General features: G+C 60.7%; 14 protein-coding genes. 10 read left to right on the forward strand and 4 right to left on the reverse strand.

What is annotated here, in order from left to right:
- Positions 1 to 35: 35 nt before the first annotated feature.
- Together hrpA and R3175_RS02580 are read left to right on the forward strand one after the other, a co-directional pair.
- The gene (gene hrpA / locus R3175_RS02575; protein WP_318942194.1) at positions 36 to 3959 is read left to right on the forward strand and encodes an ATP-dependent RNA helicase HrpA; all 3924 of its coding nucleotides are present in this window, start codon (positions 36 to 38) and stop codon (positions 3957 to 3959) included.
- A gap of 128 nt (positions 3960 to 4087) precedes the next feature.
- Positions 4088 to 5209: a beta-ketoacyl-ACP synthase III gene (locus R3175_RS02580; protein WP_318942195.1), complete on the forward strand. Its 1122-nt coding sequence runs from the start codon at positions 4088 to 4090 to the stop codon at positions 5207 to 5209.
- A 4-nt stretch (positions 5210 to 5213) separates the two neighbouring features.
- Here R3175_RS02580 and R3175_RS02585 read toward each other — a convergent pair whose 3' ends face one another.
- Positions 5214 to 5624, reverse strand: a complete 411-nt coding sequence (locus tag R3175_RS02585; RefSeq protein ID WP_318942196.1) for a thioesterase family protein — start codon at positions 5622 to 5624, stop codon at positions 5214 to 5216.
- Positions 5625 to 5721: 97 nt separating this feature from the next.
- Between R3175_RS02585 and R3175_RS02590 the strand changes: the two genes are divergently transcribed.
- From R3175_RS02590 to dinG, 5 genes are all read left to right on the forward strand, one after another.
- Complete coding sequence (locus R3175_RS02590) at positions 5722 to 6489, forward strand: VacJ family lipoprotein (RefSeq protein ID WP_318942197.1); 768 nt, start codon at positions 5722 to 5724, stop codon at positions 6487 to 6489.
- 54 nt (positions 6490 to 6543) lie between these two features.
- Positions 6544 to 8031, forward strand: a complete 1488-nt coding sequence (locus R3175_RS02595) for a DUF3336 domain-containing protein (RefSeq protein ID WP_318942198.1) — start codon at positions 6544 to 6546, stop codon at positions 8029 to 8031.
- Between the two features lie 107 nt (positions 8032 to 8138).
- Positions 8139 to 9863, forward strand: coding sequence for an AAA family ATPase (locus R3175_RS02600; RefSeq protein WP_318942199.1), 1725 nt, complete (start codon positions 8139 to 8141; stop codon positions 9861 to 9863).
- Between the two features lies 1 nt (position 9864).
- Positions 9865 to 10620 (forward strand): general secretion pathway protein GspB, encoded by a 756-nt coding sequence (locus R3175_RS02605; RefSeq protein ID WP_318942200.1) that lies wholly within the window; start codon positions 9865 to 9867, stop codon positions 10618 to 10620.
- On the forward strand, positions 10620 to 12779 hold the full coding sequence (gene dinG, locus R3175_RS02610) for an ATP-dependent DNA helicase DinG (protein WP_318942202.1): 2160 nt from the start codon (positions 10620 to 10622) through the stop codon (positions 12777 to 12779). The genes R3175_RS02605 and dinG overlap by 1 nt, the downstream gene beginning before the upstream one ends.
- Positions 12780 to 13074: 295 nt before the next feature.
- On the opposite strand, the gene R3175_RS02615 is transcribed toward dinG, so the two are convergent.
- Positions 13075 to 15762 (reverse strand): LuxR C-terminal-related transcriptional regulator, encoded by a 2688-nt coding sequence (locus tag R3175_RS02615; RefSeq protein WP_318942203.1) that lies wholly within the window; start codon positions 15760 to 15762, stop codon positions 13075 to 13077.
- Positions 15763 to 16234: 472 nt separating this feature from the next.
- Between R3175_RS02615 and cysB the strand changes: the two genes are divergently transcribed.
- Entirely contained in the window at positions 16235 to 17212 is a 978-nt protein-coding gene (gene cysB / locus R3175_RS02620; RefSeq protein WP_318942204.1) for an HTH-type transcriptional regulator CysB, read from the forward strand.
- 70 nt (positions 17213 to 17282) lie between these two features.
- Here the strand turns inward: cysB and R3175_RS02625 are convergent, their stop codons facing one another.
- Positions 17283 to 18005 carry a phosphoadenylyl-sulfate reductase gene (locus R3175_RS02625; protein ID WP_318942206.1) on the reverse strand — a complete coding sequence of 241 codons (723 nt, stop codon included), beginning with the start codon at positions 18003 to 18005 and terminating at the stop codon, positions 17283 to 17285.
- Positions 18006 to 18309: 304 nt separating this feature from the next.
- Between R3175_RS02625 and thrH the strand changes: the two genes are divergently transcribed.
- Entirely contained in the window at positions 18310 to 18921 is a 612-nt protein-coding gene (gene thrH, locus R3175_RS02630; RefSeq protein WP_318942208.1) for a bifunctional phosphoserine phosphatase/homoserine phosphotransferase ThrH, read from the forward strand.
- Between the two features lie 45 nt (positions 18922 to 18966).
- Here thrH and R3175_RS02635 read toward each other — a convergent pair whose 3' ends face one another.
- Positions 18967 to 20298 (reverse strand): anthranilate synthase component I family protein, encoded by a 1332-nt coding sequence (locus R3175_RS02635; RefSeq protein WP_318942210.1) that lies wholly within the window; start codon positions 20296 to 20298, stop codon positions 18967 to 18969.
- Positions 20299 to 20458: 160 nt separating this feature from the next.
- Between R3175_RS02635 and R3175_RS02640 the strand changes: the two genes are divergently transcribed.
- Positions 20459 to 21046, forward strand: a complete 588-nt coding sequence (locus tag R3175_RS02640) for a hypothetical protein (protein ID WP_318942212.1) — start codon at positions 20459 to 20461, stop codon at positions 21044 to 21046.
- Positions 21047 to 21181 lie beyond the last annotated feature (135 nt).

Raw genomic sequence — 21181 nt, forward strand, 5'->3', positions numbered from 1 at the left:
CCCGAACAAACCCAGCTCCACGGTGTTTCCTGTCCATGAAGCAGTCACGACAAGCCAGCCAGCGGTCGGCCCCGGTCTACAGCCCGGAGGCGCAGAAGCTGCTGGAGCAACTCGAGCAATGCACCCAATACGAAGCGGCAAGGATCCGCAAGCTGATCCATCGCAGCAAGGGGCAACCGGATGCGCGACAGTTGACCAGGCTCCAGGACCTGCTGGCCCGTGGGCAGGAGCGGGTTCGGTTACGGCGCGAGGGTCACCGGGACGCCACCTTTCCGCCAGCTCTGCCGGTCAGCGACAGGGTTGATGACATTGCCGAAGCGTTGGAGAAGCACCAGGTCATCATTGTGGCGGGGGAAACCGGGTCCGGAAAAACCACCCAGATCCCCAAGATCTGCCTGAACGCCGGTCGTGGGATTCGAGGCATCATCGGCCATACCCAGCCCCGGCGGATTGCGGCACGCAGCGTTGCGTCCCGGATTGCCGAAGAACTGGGCGAGCAGCCCGGCAACCTGGTGGGCTATCAGGTGCGGTTCACCGATACCACCAGTGAGGCGTCGCGAATCAAGCTGATGACCGATGGCATCCTGCTGTCCGAGATCCAGCACGATCGCTACCTGGATCGCTACGATACCCTGATCATCGATGAGGCCCATGAACGCAGCCTGAACATCGATTTCCTGCTGGGCTACCTCAAGCAACTGTTGCCCCGGCGCCCGGACCTCAAGGTCATCATCACTTCGGCCACCATCGAGGTGGAACGATTCAGTGAGTTCTTCAGCCATGCGCCGGTGATCGAGGTCAGCGGTCGAACCTACCCGGTGGAAATGCGATACCGGCCTCTGAGCGGCGACGAAGACGATCGTGATCAGGGCTGGTCGGATGCGATGCTGTCGGCACTGGCAGAGATTGAGAGCCATGAGCGGGAACACAAGCAGAATCCCGGCGATGTCCTGGTGTTTCTGCCGGGGGAGCGGGAAATCCGTAACCTGAGCAAGCAGCTTCGTCATGCCGACCTGAGGCACTGCGAGGTGTTGCCCCTCTACTCCCGCCTGAGCAACCAGGAACAGAACCGGGTGTTCCAGGCCCACCGGGGCCGGCGCATTGTCCTGTCCACCAACGTGGCGGAAACCTCCCTGACCGTCCCCGGCATCCGTTACGTCATCGATACCGGCGTCGCCCGGATCAGCCGCTACAGCGTCCGCTCGAAGATCCAGCGGCTGCCGGTCGAGCCGGTGTCCCAGGCAAGCGCCAACCAGCGGGCAGGGCGTTGTGGCCGGGTGGCGCCCGGTATCTGTTTCCGCTTGTACGATGAAACCGATTTTATCAACCGCCCGGAGTACACCGACCCGGAGATTCTCCGCACCAACCTGGCTTCGGTCATCCTGCAGATGGCCACCTCCGGACTTGGCGACATTCGCCAGTTTCCCTTTCTGGAAGCACCGGATAACCGGCTAATCAATGACGGTTACAAGTTGCTGGAAGAACTCAACGCGGTGGATGGCCAACGACGGGTCACCGCCCTGGGCCGGACCATGGCGCGACTGCCGCTGGATCCTAGGTTGGCCCGCATGCTGGTCACAGCGGCGGAGCAGGGTAGCCTGGCGGAGACGCTGGTGATCATTGCCGGGCTGAGCATCCAGGACCCCAGGGAGCGCCCGCAGGACAAGCAGCAGGCAGCGGACCAGGCTCATGCCGAGTTTGTCGACAAGGACTCCGACTTCATCAGCCTGCTCAACCTCTGGAATTTCTACGAAGAACAACGGCAGGAGCTGTCCCACAACCAACTCAAGAAACTGTGCAAGAAGTACTTCCTGTCCTGGATGCGGATGCGGGAATGGCGGGATATTCACCGTCAGTTGACATTGATCTGCCGTGAGCAGAAGCTTGCCTTCAATCAGGATGCAGCCAGTTACGAGGCAATCCACAAAGCCATCCTGGCGGGCTTGCTGGGCCAGGTGGCGGTCAAGTTGGAAAAACGGGAGTACCTCGCCACCCGCAACCGCAAGGTGGTGATCTTCCCGGGGTCCCGGGTGGCCAAGTCTTCCCCCAAGTGGCTGGTGGCGGCCGAAGTGGTCGAGACAAGCCGAGTGTTTGCGCGCATGGTGGCGCGTATCGAGCCGGACTGGATCGAGCCCCTGGCCGGCCACGTGGTCAGGCGCAACTACTTTGAGCCCCACTGGGAGCGCAAGCGGGCCCAGGTTATCGGCTTTGAGAAGGTAACCCTGTATGGCCTGGACATCGTCCCCCGCCGCCGCATCGTCTACAGCAAGGTCGATCCACAGGAATCACGCGCGCTGTTCATCCGCCGGGCCCTGGTGGAGGGTGATTTTCACACCAAGGCACCGTTTATCCAGCACAACCGGGCATTGCTGGAATCGGTGGACGAGCTGGAGCGGAAGATCCGCCGCCGCGACCTGCTGGTGGACGATGAGGTGCTGGTCGATTTCTACGACCAACGCCTGCCCGCGGATGTGGTCAGTGGCCGCCATTTCGAGCGCTGGTGGAAGAGCCTGCCCGAGCACGAACTCAAGCAGCTGGAATTGACCGAAGCGGACATTCTCCAGCGCTCGGTGGATGAGTCCGCACAGGAGCAGTATCCCGACTACCTGGAATGGGAAGGGGTCAGCTATCCCTTGTCTTATCAGTTCGAGCCCACCGGTGAGAACGACGGCGTGACCCTTCAGGTACCGGTGATGGCATTAAAGCAGTTGCCGAACCAACGGCTGGAATGGCTGGTGCCAGGACTGGTACGGGAGAAGTGCATCGCTCTGGTCAAGGGGCTGCCAAAGTCCTTGCGAAGGAATTTTGTTCCGGTACCGGACTTCGTCGATGCCGCGCTGGAAAACATGGTGCCTTCCAACGAACCGCTGGCGCTCAAGCTGGGAGAGCAGCTCCGCCGCATGACCGGCGTGCGGATAGATCCGGACGCCTGGCCGGATGAGTCGTTACCGGCCCACCTGCGGATGAACGTGAAGGTGGTGAATGACAAGGGCGAGACCATAGCCCAGGGGCGAGACACGGATCAGTTGCAGGATCGTCTGGAGGGGCAGGCCGAGGAGGCGCTGACTGCCAGTGAGACGCAAGCCCAGGATGATGCCCTCCCGGACGCCGAGGATTGGCAGTTCGGGGATATGCCGCGTGAGCTCAAGACTGAGAAAGGCGGTATGCAGGTGACCGTCTATCCCGCCTTGGAGGACCTGGGCGGAAAGGTGGGCTACACCCGCTTCCTCGATCCGGTTGCTGCCGACGATGCGACCCGCAAAGCCGTCGCCCGCCTGATATTGAACCGGCTTGGCAATACCCTGGAAGGTATCGACCGTCGATTGCCCCATTTCAAGGCCTCGGCGCTGTTGTTCGCCCCGGTTGGGCAGGCCCGGGTGCTGCTGGACGATTTCCTGTTGGCGACCGCCATGGCACACTTCCTCGGTGACGAGTTGCCCCGCGGCTCCGGGGCGTTCGATCGCGTCTACGAGGCCCATCGCGGTGATTTCATGGCAGCTTTGGAACAGGCGGACCAGGTGTTGAACGGGGCGATGAAGGGCTACCACCGGGTGATGAAGCAGCTCAAGGGCAAGATCAACCTCGCCCTGGCCAACAGCATGGCCGATCTGAAGTTTCAGATGGAGCACCTGGTTTACCCCGGGTTTCTGGTCGCCACGCCCCCGGAATGGCTGGCGGAATACGAACGCTACTTCCAGGCGGCTGACATCCGCCTCGAAAAGATGCCCCGGGAAATGGGCCGTGAGCGGGAGTTTCTGCACACCATCGAGCCGCTCTGGTCCCGCTACGCCCAGAAACTGGCGCACCAGCAGCGACAGGGCATCCGGGACCCGGAACTGGTGCAGTACCGGTGGATGCTGGAGGAGTTCCGGGTGTCCTATTTTGCCCAGCAGCTGGGGACACGAATGCCGGTTTCGGTGAAACGACTGGACAAACAGTGGGCCCAGGTGAAAATTTAGTGAGCGGGCGGGGCTTTTGGCCCCGGCAGGCCACTGCCAGATACCGAACATAACAAGCAGTTAGCCGAGAATGTGCTAGTATTCCCGGTCAACCGAAAGACGTTCAATAACACAATGTGGGGTTACGCGTGATTAAAGCCGTTATCAGCGGTACGGGACTCTATACACCGCCAGCAACAATTTCCAACGATGAATTGGTCGAGGCATTCAACGCCTTCGTGGAACTCCATAACACCCGCCATGCGGACGAGATTGCCCGTGGCGAGATGCAGGCACTGGAGCCATCTTCTTCAGCATTCATTGAAAAGGCCTCCGGCATCAAGAGCCGGCACGTCATTGATCGCGAGGGCATTCTGGATCCGGAGCGTCTGTGCCCCCGTATCCCGGAATGTGGCAACGATGAACCTTCTGTCCAGTGCGACATGTCCGTGGCAGCGTGCCAGGAAGCCTTGCAGCAGGCGGGCAAAACCGCTGCCGATGTCGATGCGGTGATCGTGGCCTGTTCCAATTTGCAGCGTCCTTATCCGGCCATTTCGGTCGAGGTCCAGGAAGCGCTGGGTATTGAGGGCTTTGCCTACGACATGAACGTTGCCTGCAGCTCCGCCACTTTCGGACTGCAAGCTGCGGTCAATGCCGTCGAGAATGGCACCGCCCGGGCAGTTCTGGTGGTGAATCCTGAGATTTGCACCGGTCACCTGAACTTCCGTGATCGCGACAGTCACTTCATCTTTGGTGATGCCTGCACCGCCATCCTGGTGGAGCGGGAAAGCGACGTAGCCGAGGGCAAGGGGTTCGACATCCTGGGGACCCGCCTGAAGACCAAGTTCTCCAACAACATCCGCAATAATTTCGGCTTCCTCAACCGGGCCGACGAAAGTGGCATTGGCCAGCGCGACAAGCTGTTCGTGCAGCAGGGCAGAAAGGTGTTCAAGGAAGTCTCACCCATGGTGGCGGAGACCATTCTGGGGCATCTGGACAGCCTGTCACTGAGCCCGACGGACCTGACTCGCCTGTGGCTCCATCAGGCCAATCTGAACATGAACCAACTGATTGCCCGCCGGGTGTTGGGGCGCGACGCCTCTGCTGAGGAGGCGCCGGTCATTCTGGATGAATACGCCAACACATCGTCCGCCGGTTCGATCATTGCGTTTCACAAGTTCAATGACGACCTGCAGCCAGGCGCATTGGGCGTCATCTGTTCCTTTGGTGCCGGCTACTCCATAGGGAGCGTGATCGTCCGTCGTCGTTAAGGGGCTAGGCCTCGGTTGCCAGGCTGCGCAGGGAGTCTGGCAACCGGGTGGACGTCCGCAGGTTCCGGTCAACCCAGACCACCTTGGCATGACCTTCGGCGTATAACTCTCCGTTATGGCTGTCGGTCAAGGTGTAGTAGGTATCCAGGCTGGAATTTCCGGCGTTTCCCACGTATGTTTTCACCTCAATTGTTGCCGGGTGCCGAATTTCTTTGAGGAAGGTAGCGCTGGTGCTGATGATGACCGGACCGGTGGGTTGGTCGTTGCCGCCCAATCCGAGGGAGGTGAACCAGTCGATCCGCGCTTCCTCGAAGAACCGGAAGTAGACGGTGTTATTGGCATGGCCATAGGCATCCATGTCGCCCCAACGGAGGGACTGGGTGATCGTGTGAACGGGATTCCCGGGAACAGACATAACGACTCCTCTGATAACAGCACAAGGCTAAGAACGTTTGTTACGTGGTGCGGTATTTTTGACGAATCGAAATGGAAAGCACAACCTCAGGACCGATATGAACCATTCTTTGGTGTTTCTCCGTAGCACGTTGATCCCTCTGCTGCTGGTGGTACTGGTTGGATCATCAACCGCGCACGCCCAGCCCAGCCCCGCCAATGGCCTCAGCAATGCCGACGCTGACCCGTACGAAAGCTGGAACCGGAAGGTGTTCCGGTTCAATGAATTCGCTGACCAGTGGTTCCTGCGCCCGGTGGCCCAGGGATATCGGACCATCACCCCCAACTTCGTCGATCGTGCCATCACCAATTTTTTCAACAACCTCACCGAGGTGCGCAACCTCGCGAACAGTATTCTCCAGCTGAAGGGGGAGTCCGCGGTGGTGGCCGCCGGACGATTCACCTACAACACCGTGTTCGGGTTGGGGGGGCTGATCGACGTGGCGACGGCGTTCGACCTGCCAGAACGGCCGGAAGATTTTGGTCAAACCCTGGGGTATTGGGGGGTGGACAGCGGGCCCTATCTGGTGATGCCCTTCCTTGGCCCCTCCAGCCCGCGGGACTTTACCGGTCTGGCCACCGATACCTTGGTGCTGCCCTCATTCTGGGACTATGTTGAAAGTCCGGAGGTCTATTACGCCCGATTTGTCCAGGTGGTCGACAAGCGAGCCGATCTCATTCCGGCGGAGAGCTTCCTTTCCGGCGACAAATATGTCTTTATCAGGAGTGCCTACCTGCAGCGGCGCGAATTCCTCATCAACGATGGTGAGCCGGTGGATGATCCGTTCGCGCAAGATGGCGATGACTTGATGCTCGACGATTTCTAAACATTCCTTCGCGCCGACTAGTGGTGGGGAAGGACGAGGACAGGAGCGCCGACGATGGCCGATTCCCGCATTCGCAAATACCGGAAGATGCTGGCGACGGCGCCGAATTACGAGGTTTGGAAGGCCGCCGCGCTGGAGTTGGATTACCTGGAGGGCAACGTCGAGTGGAAAGAAGACTTTGCCTCGGACCTGTACCACTACGAGCTGATCTACGACCGGCTCAGCAACCTGCGTCAGTACCACCAGCAGTCTGACTTCGAGCGCCTGCGGCGGGCCCTGCGGGAAGGGCTGCACCATGATCTGGGCAACATGGGCAACCCGGTGCTGTATACCCGATCCCGGGTCGGTACCAAGCACCTGATCGAGGAGTACATCAATCAGGTGTGTGAGTCGCTCAATTTCCTCTGCGACCACCCGATTCCTGATTTCCCGCTGGAAGAGAAGCTGCAGTTTTTCCGGGACACTTTCACCAGTTACGGTCGACCAACCCTGTTGCTCAGCGGTGGGGCGACGCTGGGGATGTTTCATTTCGGGGTGATCAAGGCGCTGTGGGAGAAGGGGTCGTTGCCCCAGGTGGTGGCCGGCTCAAGCATTGGCGCCATTATTGCCGGCATTCTCGGGGTGCATTCCGACGCCGAAATCCCGGACATGCTGGTGCCGGAAACCCACCATCTACAAGCCTGGAAGTGGCGAGGCCTGCTCAGCGCCATGCGCGGTGACGGCCTGATGGACCAGCAGCAGCTCAAGACCTGCCTGCGGGCCAACATTGGCGAGTATACCTTCGAGGAAGCCTTCCAAAAGACCGGCCGATCCATCAACATCAGCGTATCGCCGGTGCATACCAATCAGAAGGCCAGGCTGCTGTCAGGCTACACCTCACCGTATTTGCTGGTCTGGAGTGCCGCGCTGGCCAGTGCGGCGGTGCCGGGGGTGTTTCCGCCGGTTACGCTGATGAAGAAAGATCTCTACGGCAGTGTGCTGCCCTATATGTCCCGGCAGAAATTCGTTGATGGCTCGGTGGTCAGCGATCTACCCATCGAACGCCTGATGCACCTCTACGACGTTAATTTCACCATCGTCAGCCAGACCAATCCTCATGTGGTGCCGTTTCTCAACAAGCGGGGTAAGGATGAGAAGCTCAGCCTGGCGCAACTGCCCTGGCACCTGGTCAAGGCAGAGTTCCAGTTTCATGGCCAGGGCGTCTTTGACTTCATGCGTAAACGGGTACGCCCGGAATTGCTGCGGCAGATATCCGGGCATATGTACACCATCATGGCCCAGCGCTATTTCGGCGATGTGACGATTGCACCCCAATATTCGCTTCGTCATTATCGGCATATGCTCGCCAATCCGGATCCCAAGTTTGTCCGTCACCTCATTCTGGAAGGCGAACGCGCGACCTGGCCGAAGATCTCGATGATCCGCTCGCACGCACGTATCTCCAAGACCCTGGAGCGTTGCGTGGCCCGTCTCAAGGATCAGCAGAGACGATCCCAGCGGGACCTGCGGCTGGTCGATAACGCCGGACCCGCCGGAACTTGAGATGGCAAGCCCGTGGCCACGGCGGTATGATACGGCGTTGATTCCGGGTGAGGCGGGATCGGTCCTCATCGCCTCGGATCTTAAGCACAGCACCTGACTGGACGTCCATGTACTACGAATTCTTTGGGTTTCGCGAGCCTCCGTTTTCCATCGCACCAGACCCGCGCTACCTCTACCTGAGTAACCGCCACAAAGAGGCTCTGGCTCACCTGATGTATGGCGTGGGCGGTCAGGGCGGGTTCATTGTCATCACCGGGGAAGTGGGCACCGGCAAGACCACGGTCAGCCGGTGCTTCATAGATCAGGCCCCGGACAACGTAGACATGGCGATTGTGCTCAATCCCCGGCTGTCTGCCCGGGAACTGTTGTCCAGTATCTGTGACGAACTGGGCATCGACCATCCCGCCGGCTCCTCCATCAAACGGCTGGTGGACCTGATCAACGAAGACCTGTTGGAAGCCTATGCCGCAGGGCGTCACAAGGTACTGTTGATCGATGAGGCCCAGAACCTCTCGGCCGATGTGCTCGAACAGCTCCGACTGCTGACCAATCTGGAGACTGCGGAAAAGAAACTGCTGCAGATCGTGCTGGTGGGGCAGCCTGAACTGAATGACATCCTCGAGCAACCGGAACTGCGGCAGCTCAACCAGCGGGTGACCGCCCGCTACCACCTGGACGCCCTTGGCCGCGAAGACCTGCCGTCCTATCTGCGATTCCGCCTCAGTGTGGCGGGGGTACGTGGCGATGTGTTCAGTTCCGGCGCGCTGAAGAGCCTGTACAAACTCAGTGCCGGTATTCCCCGCCTGATCAACCTGATCTGTGACCGGGCCCTGCTGGGGGCTTACGCCGAAGGGGAACACCGGGTGAGTGCTGAGCACATCCGGGTTGCAGCCAGAGAAGTTGTCGGTAAGCAACCCGGTGCCCGCAAGAAGATCCGGCAAAAGTCGGCACGCACGCCCCGCCAGTATGGCGTGTCGGCGTTGTTGGTTTCGGGGGGCGCGGCGGTGGCAATCACGCTGGTGATCCTGAAGCTGTGGCCCGCCGGCTTGGGGCCTGGCCTCGCCGGGGTGGAACACGCGGTGGCCCATGGTCTCGGCCAGAGCCAAGCCGGGACCGCCTCCGGCACTGTGGACAGGGAAGAGGAAGGCCATCAGTCTGTCGCGGCGAGCGGCGGTGAGCCCAAGCCCGAAGAACCACATCAGAGCGAGTTCGACTTCGACGCCGATACGGCCACCCAGGGGCAAGCCTTTGAGGCCCTGTTCCAGCTTTGGGGAGAACAGTATGTGCAATCGGAGTATCCGGTGGCTTGCGAGTTCGCCAACAGTCGCAGTCTGGACTGCCTCTACCGGAAAGGAACCCGCCGCAGCCTGGAAAAACTGAACCGGCCAGCCATTCTGCAGCTACAGGATGAGCAAGGTTCCGCCCGGTATGTCACCCTGGCCTCGCTGGACAATGACCTTGCCCGGTTGGAGCTGGCGAACGGACAACAGAAGATAGTCCCGTTCGGGGATGTGGAAAACTACTGGTATGGCGATTTCACCGTGCTCTGGCGGATGCCCCCGTACCTGGCGGCGCGCCATACTGGCCAGGAAGCTAATGCTAAAGCCCTCTGGCTGAGCACTCAACTGATGCAGTTGGCCGAACTGTATGGCGAAGATGCCCAGGAGCGGGCCCGGGTCAAGGCCATGGACTATGGTGAGCAGGTCCGCTGGTATCAGCGCAAGAAGGGACTGACGGTGGACGGCATTGTTGGGGCAATGACGCTGATCCAGGTCAACAGTGACCTGAATCCGGGGGTCCCCCGATTGCTTCGGTCCGGAGATTTCAACTGATATGTCATACATACTCGACGCACTTCGGAAATCCGAGTCGGAACGTCGGCAGGGACAGGTACCGGATCTCGGTCAACAGGTTCAACTGATTCATCGGCCCAAACCCAAGTCGGTACCGGCATCTGTCTGGGTGGCCATCGCCCTGGTTCTCAACGCGGCGGTTCTGGCGTATGTTTTCTGGCCGGGGCGTCCGGTCGCGGTCACCACAACCGCGGAGGTTGCCGGGCCCGCCGGTGCACCGGTGGCTTCGGCTACCGCCGCTCCGACCGCCGCGGAGTCCTCCGCGGCTGAAACGGTTCCAGGCAGTAGGGCAACCGCCGATGTGGCCGAACGGCCCGCCCGTCAGGCACCGAACACCCCCCAGGCCGTGACTGAAGATCCTGGCCGGGAAGCTGCCACCGCCAGCGATCCGGACGTCGCCGAGCGGCCCACGGTGATCGTGCCATCCCCCCGGCGCAACGAGCACTTTGCCAACCCGGGCCTGCTGGAGCGGCCCGATGGCGGCCAGCGGGTTCCCCACCTGGTGGAGCTGCCTTTGTCGTTCCAGAAGGGGGTTCCCAATCTGATCTTCAACAGCCACATTTACGCGTCTGATCCGGCGGCCCGCCGGGTGATGATCAATGACCACTACCTGAGAGTCGGCGATACCTTCAGTGGTATTCGGGTGGACCGGATCACCGAGGAAGGGGTGGAACTGAGCAAGGACGGCAGGCGCTTTCGCGTCGGTGTCGTGCGCGACTGGATAAGCCCACGCTGATGCCCCTTACCGAATCCGTCAAACAGGAAATACAACAGGCCTACCGCAGCGTGCTGGAAGGCAAGGGGGTCCGTGCCCGCTACGGCCAGCGGTTGATGATCGCCGAGATCGCCCGCTACCTGGGGGGAATCACCGAGAACGACGGCCAGCGGACCTCGCCCCCCGCCAGTTGCGTGGTGGAGGCGGGCACCGGTACCGGGAAAACCCTGGCTTACCTGATCGCCGCCATCCCCATTGCCCGTGCCTTGGGTAAAACCTTGGTGATTTCAACCGCCACCGTGGCCCTGCAGGATCAGATCGTCAACAAGGACTTGCCCGATCTCAAGGCGCACAGTGGTCTGGATTTCAGTTGGTGCCTGGCCAAGGGACGGGGCCGTTACCTGTGTATGTCCCGCCTGGAGGCCCGGCTGCACGATGAAGGGGCCGGCGACAGCGAGACCATGCCGTTGTTCCTGCTGGACAAGGACGCCGCCGAGGCGCCGGGGTCCCGGGAGTTTTTCGAAGAAATGCTGGCCCGGTACGGGTCCCGGGATTGGGACGGCGACCGGGATCACTGGGCCACCCAGATACCCGACGAGATCTGGCGCCAGGTGACCACCGACCATCGCCAGTGCACCAATCGCCATTGCAGCTACTTTGACAGCTGTGCCTTCTTCGACGCCCGTAAAGGGGTGGAGGATGCCGACGTCGTGGTTGCCAATCACGACCTGGTGCTGGCGGACCTCGCCCTGGGCGGGGGCGCCATCCTGCCGGAGCCGGAAAACGCCCTGTTTATCTTCGACGAGGCACACCACCTCCCGGAAAAGGCGCTGAATCATTTTGCCGCGTCGGTTCCGCTGCACGGCACACGACAGTGGCTGAGGACCCTATCCCAGGCATTGGCGAAGATTCCCCCCTACCTGACGCCGGGGACCCTTGCCGCCAAAACGGTCGACAAGCTCAGTGAGGCCTCCCGGGAAGTGGACATCGTATTGCAGCAGGTCTACGAGGCGGTGGACCAGGGCACGGACTGGGAAATGAACGACGAACGGCGGTCTGCCCAATGGCGTTTCCCGGAGGGGGAGGTCCCGCCCTCGGTTGCGGCCCTTGCCGCCACGGCCCAGGTGGCGACGGCGACCCTGGTACGCCAGCTCGGGGTCCTGGTGGACGAGTTGCAGAAGGCCTTCGACGACCGCAAGGAATCCGATGTTGACCGGGAGACCGGGGAAGCCTGGTACCCGGTGATCGGCTCCTTCCACAGCCGCGCGGAAGACCAGTTGCAGTTGTGGGTGGCCTGGTGCGACAAGCCGGTCAAGACGGACAGTGAGCCCTCCAAGGCCAAGGCGCCGCCCATCGCGCGCTGGTCCGTCAAGCAGCGCTGGGACCATGCCGAAGACATCACGCTCTACAGCAGCCCGGTACTGGCGGATAACCTGCTCTACAGTCGTTTGTGGTCCCGGGCCCACGGTGCGGTGCTCACCAGCGCCACCCTGACCGCCCTGGGCAAGTTTGACCGGCTCCGTGCCCGGGCCGGATTGCCGGAACAGAGCCGCTTCATGGTGGTCCCCAGCTCATTCCGCTACGCCGAGATGGCCAGCGTGGAGGTGCCATCGATGTCGGCCCTGCCGACCGACGACGGCTTCACCGATGCCCTGGCGAAGCGGCTCCCCGATCTGTGGGCGGCGGACAAGGCCACCCTGGTGTTGTTCACCTCCCGCCGCCAGATGCACGCTGTTCGGGATCTCCTGGCGGGGCGGTTCCCCGACCTAATCACCACCCAGGACGACATGGCCAAAGGAGAGGTGTTGCGCCAGCACTGTGAGCGGGTGGATGCGGACAAGCCCAGCGTGCTGTTCGGTGTGGCCAGCTTTGCCGAGGGTATCGACCTGCCGGGACACTATCTCAGTCACGTCGTGATCACCCGGTTGCCGTTCTCGGTCCCCGACGACCCCATTGAAGCCAGCCTGGCCGAGTGGGTGACCGGGCGTGGCGGCAATCCGTTCATGGAGATCACGGTTCCGGATGCCTCGGTCAAACTGGTACAGGCGGTGGGACGGTTGTTGCGAACGGAAGAGGACCGTGGCCGCGTCACCATCCTGGACCGTCGCATCGTGACCCGTCGCTATGGTCAGCTCCTGCTGGATGCATTGCCCCCGTTCCGACGCCTGATCGAACGCTGACACGTGTCCCTGCCGCCCTCTGGCCAGCGCAACCAGACGGCAAACGGGAAGTACATACCAAAAAAAAGTGCCAACCGGTGGGATGGCACTATAGGAAGACGGGGCTGGAATACGCCCCTGGCGTTATTCAAACGCGGAACAAGAAATCTGAAGGCCTGAAATTTCAGAATTCTCCGTGAGGTTTCCCTCACCGTCAGCAACATAGTAAGGGCGTAGGGGGCGTAAGCGGATCGTCCAAAGGGCGTAGTGGCCGCACTCCAAGGCTCCTTAACGTGAGCTGCGTCACACTTTGGAGTTACAACAGCCCAATTTGGCGGGCTTTCGCCAGGGCCTCGGTCCGGCTGCGGACCGCCAGTTTGCCATAGAGATTGCGGATATGGGCTTTTACCGTGGTAGTCGCCACCGTCATGCGGGCGGCGATCTCTTTGTTGGCGAGGCCCTCGTGAATCCAGTTCAACACTTCCAGTTCCCGTTGGCTGAGTGGCTCGATCAGGTCGCCGCTGGCAGCCTTCTGAGTGGTCCCTTCACCCTGGTCAATGCCGGCCTCCAGCAGCTGTCGCAGGGTCCGGTACCAACTGCCAGGCGACTGCAGCGGATGGGCGCGGAGCATCGCCTGCCTCAGCTCGCGCGGCTCATCCGCAAACAGGCGTAGGAACCCCGCCTCCTCCCCCTGGGCGAGGGCATTGGCCAGGGCCTGTTGGGCGGACGCCTGGTTGCCCTCGGCCAGATCGAGGGCAGCCTGCACCAACCCTGCTTCTATCCGTTGTTGCACGTTGACAACCGCCTGGGTCTCCGACTCCAGGGCCTCCAGTCGTTGCCTGGCCGGTCGGAGTTGCCCCAGGTGGATTAGAATGCGGCAAGCGCTGAGTTCGTTCTGGAACCTGGTCAGGGGGCTGGCGGAGGGCTGGCCGTCAAGACGGTCAAGCCAGCCCTGTGCGTGGGCTGTATCGCCAACCGCCAGATAACAACGGGCCAGCAGGGCGCTGGTGGCAGGAGGTTCAAAGACGATGTGCTCCCGCCGTTGCCGGACGGTGGTTTCGGCATCCTCCAGCGCTGCAACTGCATCCTCGAAGCGCCCCTCACTGAAGGCGAGGTGGCCGCGCACATACTGGATAATGACGTGCTGCCCCGGCTCGGTGCCGCTCTGCAGGTGCTCCTGCAATGGAACCAGGTACGACTGGGCCAGTTGACGGTCGTTCCGTTCCCGGTAGATTTCCACCAACACACTGTTCTGCCAGCAGGAGATGAGCCGGGGTTGCTGGGGGTCGTAGTAATTCCGGTCCACCCAGCCGCGGACGTCGGCCGTGGTTTCCAGCGCCAGATCGATATCGCCTCGGTTGTACTGAATCCATGCCATCAGCCCACCGCTGGACAGCACTGTACTGGGCTTGCGTTCAAGCTGGCCGTACTGCACCGAGGAGCGAAGGGCGTCTTCGGCGGCGGTGAGCTTCCCGTTGCGAAAGTAATCCAGGCCCAGACCGTAGTAGGTCACCGATTTCAGGGGAATACGGGTGTGGTCCAGATCCTTGAGCACCTGTCGGGTCAAGTCGCTGGCGCTTTTGTCGTCGCTGCGGCTGCGGGCCAGGTAGGAGCGAATCAGGGCGATCTCACTGGCAAGTCCCAGGGCGCCCTCCGCGTCGGGGTGTGAATCCGCCACGCGACGGTCCAGCTCGTTCTCCAGCTCCACGAGCTGGGGGGCTATCCGGTCCAACCGGTTGGCAAAGAACAGTCCCCAGATCCTGAGCATCATGAGTTGGGGACTGGCCTGTAACAGCGAGACGGGTAGGCTTTGCAGCCAATCCAGTACCGGTAAATGGTATCCGGCATGAATCAGGTTGTTCCCATGTTGTTCCAGCACCCGGGCAAGCCAGGCCCATTCGCCACGGCTGACCAATTGGGTGATCGCTTCCTGAATGTGGTTGTTCTCCAGAAGCCACTCGATGCCCTTGACCTGGTTTGCCGACAGTCGGTCAGGGTCTAGCAGCTTGGCGCGCTGGAGGAGTGCGTCGCGAAACAGGTCATGGTAGCGGAACCACTCGTTCCGGTTGTCCAAAGGCACCAGGAACAGGTTATTCCTGAGCAGACGTTCCAGGTAATGTTGGCTGTCCTGGCTGAGGCGGATGGCATCACAGAGGGACGCACACAGCCTGGGGCAACTGGCCGTGTCGATCAGGAACCTGGTGACATCCGCCGGTTGCTGGTCGAGGATTTCGGTCAGCACATAATCACTGATCTGTCGGCCATCCACGGTGATTGGCGGGGCCGGGGGAGTGTTAGGGGGATGTTGTTCACGACCGGACAGGGCTGAGAGTTGCATGGCCGCCACCCAGCCTTCCGTCGCCTGCCAGATCTGTTGAACGGCCTCGTCATCGAGGGGCATTTCCATGTAATCCCGGAAAAAGTGGCCGCATTCTGACTGGGAGAACGCCAGCAGTTGAGGGTGGACGTCGGTTATCCACTGCCGCACCCGCCAACGGGAGAGCGGGAGGTCGGGCTCGACCCGGGAGGTCAGGGTCAGTGTGACCTGTGGCGGCAGGTAATCCACAAAATAGGTGAGCTGGCGGAGGATCTGGGCATCGCTTATGACATGGAAATCATCCAGAACCAGCACCCGCTGCTCCGGCGAGCTGGCCAGGGTGTTCAGCAGGGCGGTCACCGCGCCGTCGAGCTCATGGTCCTGATAGTTCTGGATCAGGCCAATGACCTCGTCCAGGGCGTCCCGGCCATCATGGGCCAGGGCGCCAGCGACATGGTGCCAGAATCGGCGAGGCAGGTTGTCGTGTTCATCGAGGGCAAGCCAGGCTACCGGTTCGGAGAGCCCGCCGCACCATTGACTGACCAGGGTGGTCTTGCCGTAACCGGCCGGGGCAACCACCAGATTGAGTCGCTTGGCCTGGGTTGGTTCCAGCAGATGCAGCAGCCGGGACCGATGAATGGCGCGCGCGTCAACCGCGGGGCGTAGAAATTTGGTGGTCAGCAGCATGGAGCCCAGTCACTCATCAGTATTTTCAGTCCCTTAAGGAGCCTATGGTTAACTACGGAGCACCAATGATAACCCTGATGGGCGCGTTCTGAAGGCTGCATCTGCGGTGTTGCGGTCTTGCCAAGGGCCATTCGCGTGCGGCTCGGGCCATCGCCGGCGAACCGCGACAGTGAGCCGCATCACTTGCAACTATCGCCTTCAGGGCACACTGAGGCGATTCTAAGTAAATCAGAGGCTCGTTAACGCCACAAATTGTGTGTTATGTGACAATGAAGTCAAGCGTCGATAGAACAAATTGCCACAAACGAAGCCAGCGAATCGGCATAATTGGTCTAAACTGACTAAGCACAGGTATCTATTCTAAAAAGGCATGAAAAATGTTCTTTATATACGTATTCTTGTGTTGGATAGGTTCCGTTACGACACTTCTAGGGATCAGAATCCGTCGGATTTCAGGGGAGCGACTGGGTAGATGAAATTACAGCAACTGCGCTATATCTGGGAAGTCGCGCATCACGATTTGAACGTTTCCGCCACGGCCCAGAGCCTGTTCACGTCTCAGCCAGGCATCTCCAAGCAGATTCGGCTGCTGGAGGATGAATTGGGCATCGAGGTGTTCGCCCGCAGCGGTAAACACCTCACTCGGATTACGCCGGGCGGCGAAACCATCATTCGAGAGGCGGGAGAGATTCTCCGGCGTGTTGAGGGAATCAAGAAGATTGCCCAGGAGTTCAGCAATCAGAAGAAGGGCGAACTGAGCATTGCAACCACCCATACCCAGGCCCGGTACGCCTTGCCGCCTGTCATCCATGGTTTCATCGAAGCCTATCCGGATGTGTCTCTGCATATGCACCAGGGCACACCGATGCAGATTTCCGAGATGGCGGCCAACGGCGCCGTGGATTTTGCGATCGCCACCGAGGCGATGGAGCTGTTCTCCGACCTGATCATGATGCCGTGCTACCGCTGGAATCGGAGTATCATCGTGCCCAAGAGCCACCCGCTGGCCAATTCCGGTGAGTTGACCCTGAAGAAGCTGGCCGAATACCCGCTGGTTACTTATGTCTTCGGTTTTACCGGACGTTCCAAGCTGGATGAAGCCTTCCAGGCTGAGGGACTAACGCCGAAGGTGGTGTTCACCGCGGCCGATGCGGATGTCATCAAGACCTACGTCAGGTTGGGGCTGGGGGTGGGTATCATCGCCAGCATGGCCTACGATCCCGACACCGATGCCGACCTGGTGCGGTTGGATGCCCAGCAATTGTTCCGTCCGAGTGTGACTCGTATCGGGTTCCGGAAGGGCACCTTCCTGAGGGGCTACATGTACGACTTCATCCAGCGCTTTGCGCCCCACCTGACCCGGGAACGCATCGACGAAGCGGTCGCCCACCAGGGCAACCGGGGGGAGCTGGAAGGGTTGTTCGACGACATCGAGTTGCCCACCTACTGAAAGCAACGAACCCCGGAAAACCGGGGTTCGTCAGTGACCTGATGTCTCCGCGGGAGATCGTTCAGGCCAGTCAGCCGTGGGCAATAATGTTCCCGGCATGGAGACCGCATTCCTTCTTGGTGGCTTCCTCCCACCACCAGCGTCCTTCCCGCTCGTGCTGTCCCGGCAGAACCGGCCGGGTGCAGGGCTGGCAGCCAATACTGACAAATCCCTGTTCGTGCAGTTTATTGTACGGAGCCTCCGTCATGCGGATGTAATCCCACACCTCCTTGGACGACCAATTGGCCAACGGGTTGAACTTGATCAGGGTCTTCTCCGGAGTGGAAAAGGCATCGTCCACCTGAACCACCGGCACATCGTTGCGGGTGCCCGGGCTTTGATCCTTGCGCTGCCCGGTGATCCAGGCATCCAGGGTTGCCAACTTGCGTCGCAGGGGGTTCACCTTGCGAATACCGCAGCATTCCTTGTGACCATCCCGGTAGAAACTGAACATCCCCTTGCGGCTGACCAGGTCCTCAACTTCTGTCGCGTCCGGGAACATGACCTCAATGTCGAGGTTGTAGTGCTCCCGTACCCGGTCAATAAACTCGTAGGTCTCCGGGTGCAAACGACCGGTGTCCAGGGTGAACACCTTGAGGTTGTCGGTGAGCTTGTGCGCAAGTTCGATGAGGGCAACGTCTTCCGCGCCGCTGAAGGAAATCGCGATGTTGTCGTAGCGGGCCAGTGCCGCCTTCAGGATCGCTCGCGGGCTTTGCCCGGCAAGTTCCTGCTGAAGCTTGTCGATGTCGGTCATAAGTCTCTAATCAGGAGTCGTTGGTCATGTCGCCAGCACTGGGCGTTGATGGGGAATCCCCGGGGCGGATTGGTGGCAAAGCCCGGTGGTCGGCAGGGACTCCCTGAAGTACTGTAAGTCATGGACAAATCTATCATTATCTGACGCATTGCCAAAAGAAGAAGGGTGCATATCGTTATGCCCGCCAGATCGCCGGTGCATTCGGCAGCGGATTTTTCTATCATACGCCCTGCCATGACGGCGATTGATCGCCAATCAACCCAGGCCGCCGTTCAGCGCGGCGCCCATGACCTAGGAGATAACTGTGGAACTCGCTTGCCTTGACCTGGAAGGGGTACTGATCCCGGAGATTTGGATTGCGTTTGCCGAGAAGACCGGCATTGAAGAGCTCAAGGCAACCACCCGGGATATTCCAGACTATGACGTCCTGATGAAGCAGCGGCTGCGGTTGCTGGACGAGCACGGCTACGGTCTTCCGGCCATTCAGGAGGTGATTGGCGAGCTGGACCCGCTGGAAGGGGCACGGGAGTTCCTGGACTGGCTGCGGGAGCGGTTCCAGGTGGTGATCCTGTCCGACACCTTCTACGAATTTGCCATGCCGCTGATGGCCAAACTGGGTCATCCGACCCTGCTGTGTCACAAGCTCGAAGTAAATGAGGAAGGGCGCATCACCGATTACCTGCTGCGCCAGCGCGACCCCAAGCGCCAAGCCGTGCGGGCGTTCCAGCTGCTCAACTACCGGGTAATTGCCGCGGGTGATTCCTACAACGACACCACCATGCTGACCCAGGCGGAAGAGGGCATCCTGTTCCATGCGCCCCAGAACGTGATCGAGGAGTTTCCGCAGTTCCCAGCCGTCCACGATTACGAGAGCCTGAAGGAAACCTTCCTGCGGCTGAGCAATCGCTTCAACTGATCAGGGCGGGTCCCACGCCTGCCGGGCGGGCGTGGGCAGGTTTCCTCAGCTCCCACCAAACGTCCGCTCCAGCTCACGCATCATGGCGCCGACCTTATCCAGGGTTTCCTGGTACTCCGCGGCCGGGTCCGAGTCCGCCACTATGCCCCCACCACCATGGCAATACAGCGTACTGCCGTCGCCGTACAGGGTCCGGATGGCGATATTGCTGTAAAGGCTGCCTTCCCCGGTAAGGTAGAACGCCGAGCCACAGTAGGGACCTCTCGGTGTCAGCTCCAGCTCCTCGATGATCTCCATCGCGCGGATCTTGGGGGCGCCGGTGATGGAGCCGCCGGGAAAGGCCTGGCGCAGCGCCGCGAGGGGAGAGACCTCTGACGCCAGGTGCCCGGTGACGGTGCTGACCAGGTGGTGGACGTTGCGATAGCTCTCCAGTGCCATCAGCTTGTCCGCCCGGATGCTGCCGGCTCGGCAGAACCGCCCCAGGTCGTTGCGCAACAGGTCAACAATCATGACGTTCTCGGCCCGGTCCTTCGGGCTGTTACGAAGCTCCTCCGACAGCCGACGGTCTTCCTCCGCCGAGGCCCCCCGGGGACGTGTGCCTTTGATGGGCTGGGTGATAACCCGGTCGCCGTCGATTTCCAGGAAACTCTCGGGGGAAATCGACACCACCGCAGTGGGGCCAAGGTTCAGGTAGGCGGCGTGCCCGGTGGGAAATTGCGTAATCAGGTGTCGATAGGCGAGCCACAGGTTGCCGGTGTAAGCACTGCGGAACCGCTGGGACAGGTTCACCTGATAACAGTCACCACTGAATATGTAATCCAGGATGCTGCCGACATTATCCTGGAACCGCCCAGGGGGCTCGTCGGGCCGGAACGGGGTGACGGAGAGGGTCTCTGCAGCCATTCTCGGGGGCTCTCCCGTGGCGGTCTCCCTGAGCAGTTGCGCCAGGGAGTCCTGAATGGCCACTGATCCGCGGTCAGCCCCATGCAACTCGAAGTCCAGCGTTCCCGCCACCGGTTGCAGCCACCACCGATAGAGTCCGGCTGCGATAACCACCTCCTCCGCCGGGGGGGCGAGAGAGGCCAGTGCCGGTTCCAGCAGATAGCCCGCCTCGTATTCGAACATGCCCGCCAACCTCGCTCCCTCCGGCATGGCCTCGCTGGCCCGCTGTAACGCTGCCAGTTCGTCTGGTCTACCGGAATGGATCAGGAAGGTGTCGTCGGGATTGGCCGCCAGCCACGGCTGGCGGCTGGGGCCTGACCCCGGGGCGCAGGGATTGCCGAAGCAGACGAACCCCGGCCAGCGGGACAACGCAATGAGAAAACGATCACGGTGTTGCTGAGACTCAGCGTGCAGGATGTAAAGGTTCTTGGACATTACTGGCTCAAGTTGATGGGTAAGGCGGTTCAAGCCGCAGCAAGCCGGCTATTATCGCAAAGTTTCAAGGCATTGAACCATGGGGGCGGGATTCCGTGTGGTCATTGCCTAGACGAAGCCTGTAACTGGCACTCAGAACAAAGACAAATCAGGAGGCCTTGTGAAAAAGACTGGAATGTTCGTATCCGTCGCGATGACCTGTGCGATGGGTTTCAGCCCATTATTCGCTGCTGATTCCGGGGCAGCAAATCCGCAACCGTCCACAGCCCAGATTGAGCAGGAGGCAAACCAGAACCTGTTGTTCCTGGGAGGGCATGCTCTCAAGAAAGCCAAGGCGTTGCTGGAGTACTACGGTGACTTTGCCCCCTTTGGCGCGGCCTTGATGCCGAATGGCGAAGTGAAATACGTCTGGGCCGTCAAACCGGGAGACGACACCTCGAACGTCAACCCGGCCCTGGTGCTGGAATCGGTGCGTACCGCCCTGCAAACCCAGGCCGCCACCGGCCGCATTCTCGGTTCCGCGGTCGTCTACAAGTACCTGCCGAGCCGGGCGGAGCAAGCGCAACCCCAGGTCAATATCGAACTGGAATACCTCAGTGGAGAGGCCCGTGTTCTGGCCACCAAGTATCAGGAAACCGATCACGGCTATGAGTATGGCGATGCGGTAAGGGGGCAGTTCGAGCCCATCGTCTTCGCCGCTGACGGTCAACCAGGGTCCCCTCAAAACGGCACCCGGCAAGGAGGGTGAACCCGTTCTGTAACAAAGAGTGAATGGGTTCTCAGAAGTATGTAAATGGGTGTAAGTGAACTGTTAATTATTGTGCGCCGCATCTCAGAAAGCGGGCATCTGCTCTGCAACACTGGCCTTGCGGTTACGGAATGA

Origin of the sequence: Marinobacter sp. (assembly GCF_033722735.1) — a bacterium.
GTDB lineage: Bacteria > Pseudomonadota > Gammaproteobacteria > Pseudomonadales > Oleiphilaceae > Marinobacter.

Coding starts and splice junctions, on each gene's coding strand:
- R3175_RS02585 (WP_318942196.1), bottom strand. CDS start 5,624: ATGTCTGTTCCCGGGAATCCCGTTCACACGATCACCCAGTCCCTCCGT.
- R3175_RS02615 (WP_318942203.1), bottom strand. CDS start 15,762: ATGCTGCTGACCACCAAATTTCTACGCCCCGCGGTTGACGCGCGCGCC.
- R3175_RS02590 (WP_318942197.1), top strand. CDS start 5,722: ATGAACCATTCTTTGGTGTTTCTCCGTAGCACGTTGATCCCTCTGCTG.
- R3175_RS02625 (WP_318942206.1), bottom strand. CDS start 18,005: ATGACCGACATCGACAAGCTTCAGCAGGAACTTGCCGGGCAAAGCCCG.
- hrpA (WP_318942194.1), top strand. CDS start 36: ATGAAGCAGTCACGACAAGCCAGCCAGCGGTCGGCCCCGGTCTACAGC.
- R3175_RS02600 (WP_318942199.1), top strand. CDS start 8,139: ATGTACTACGAATTCTTTGGGTTTCGCGAGCCTCCGTTTTCCATCGCA.
- R3175_RS02635 (WP_318942210.1), bottom strand. CDS start 20,298: ATGTCCAAGAACCTTTACATCCTGCACGCTGAGTCTCAGCAACACCGT.
- dinG (WP_318942202.1), top strand. CDS start 10,620: ATGCCCCTTACCGAATCCGTCAAACAGGAAATACAACAGGCCTACCGC.
- R3175_RS02605 (WP_318942200.1), top strand. CDS start 9,865: ATGTCATACATACTCGACGCACTTCGGAAATCCGAGTCGGAACGTCGG.
- R3175_RS02595 (WP_318942198.1), top strand. CDS start 6,544: ATGGCCGATTCCCGCATTCGCAAATACCGGAAGATGCTGGCGACGGCG.
- cysB (WP_318942204.1), top strand. CDS start 16,235: ATGAAATTACAGCAACTGCGCTATATCTGGGAAGTCGCGCATCACGAT.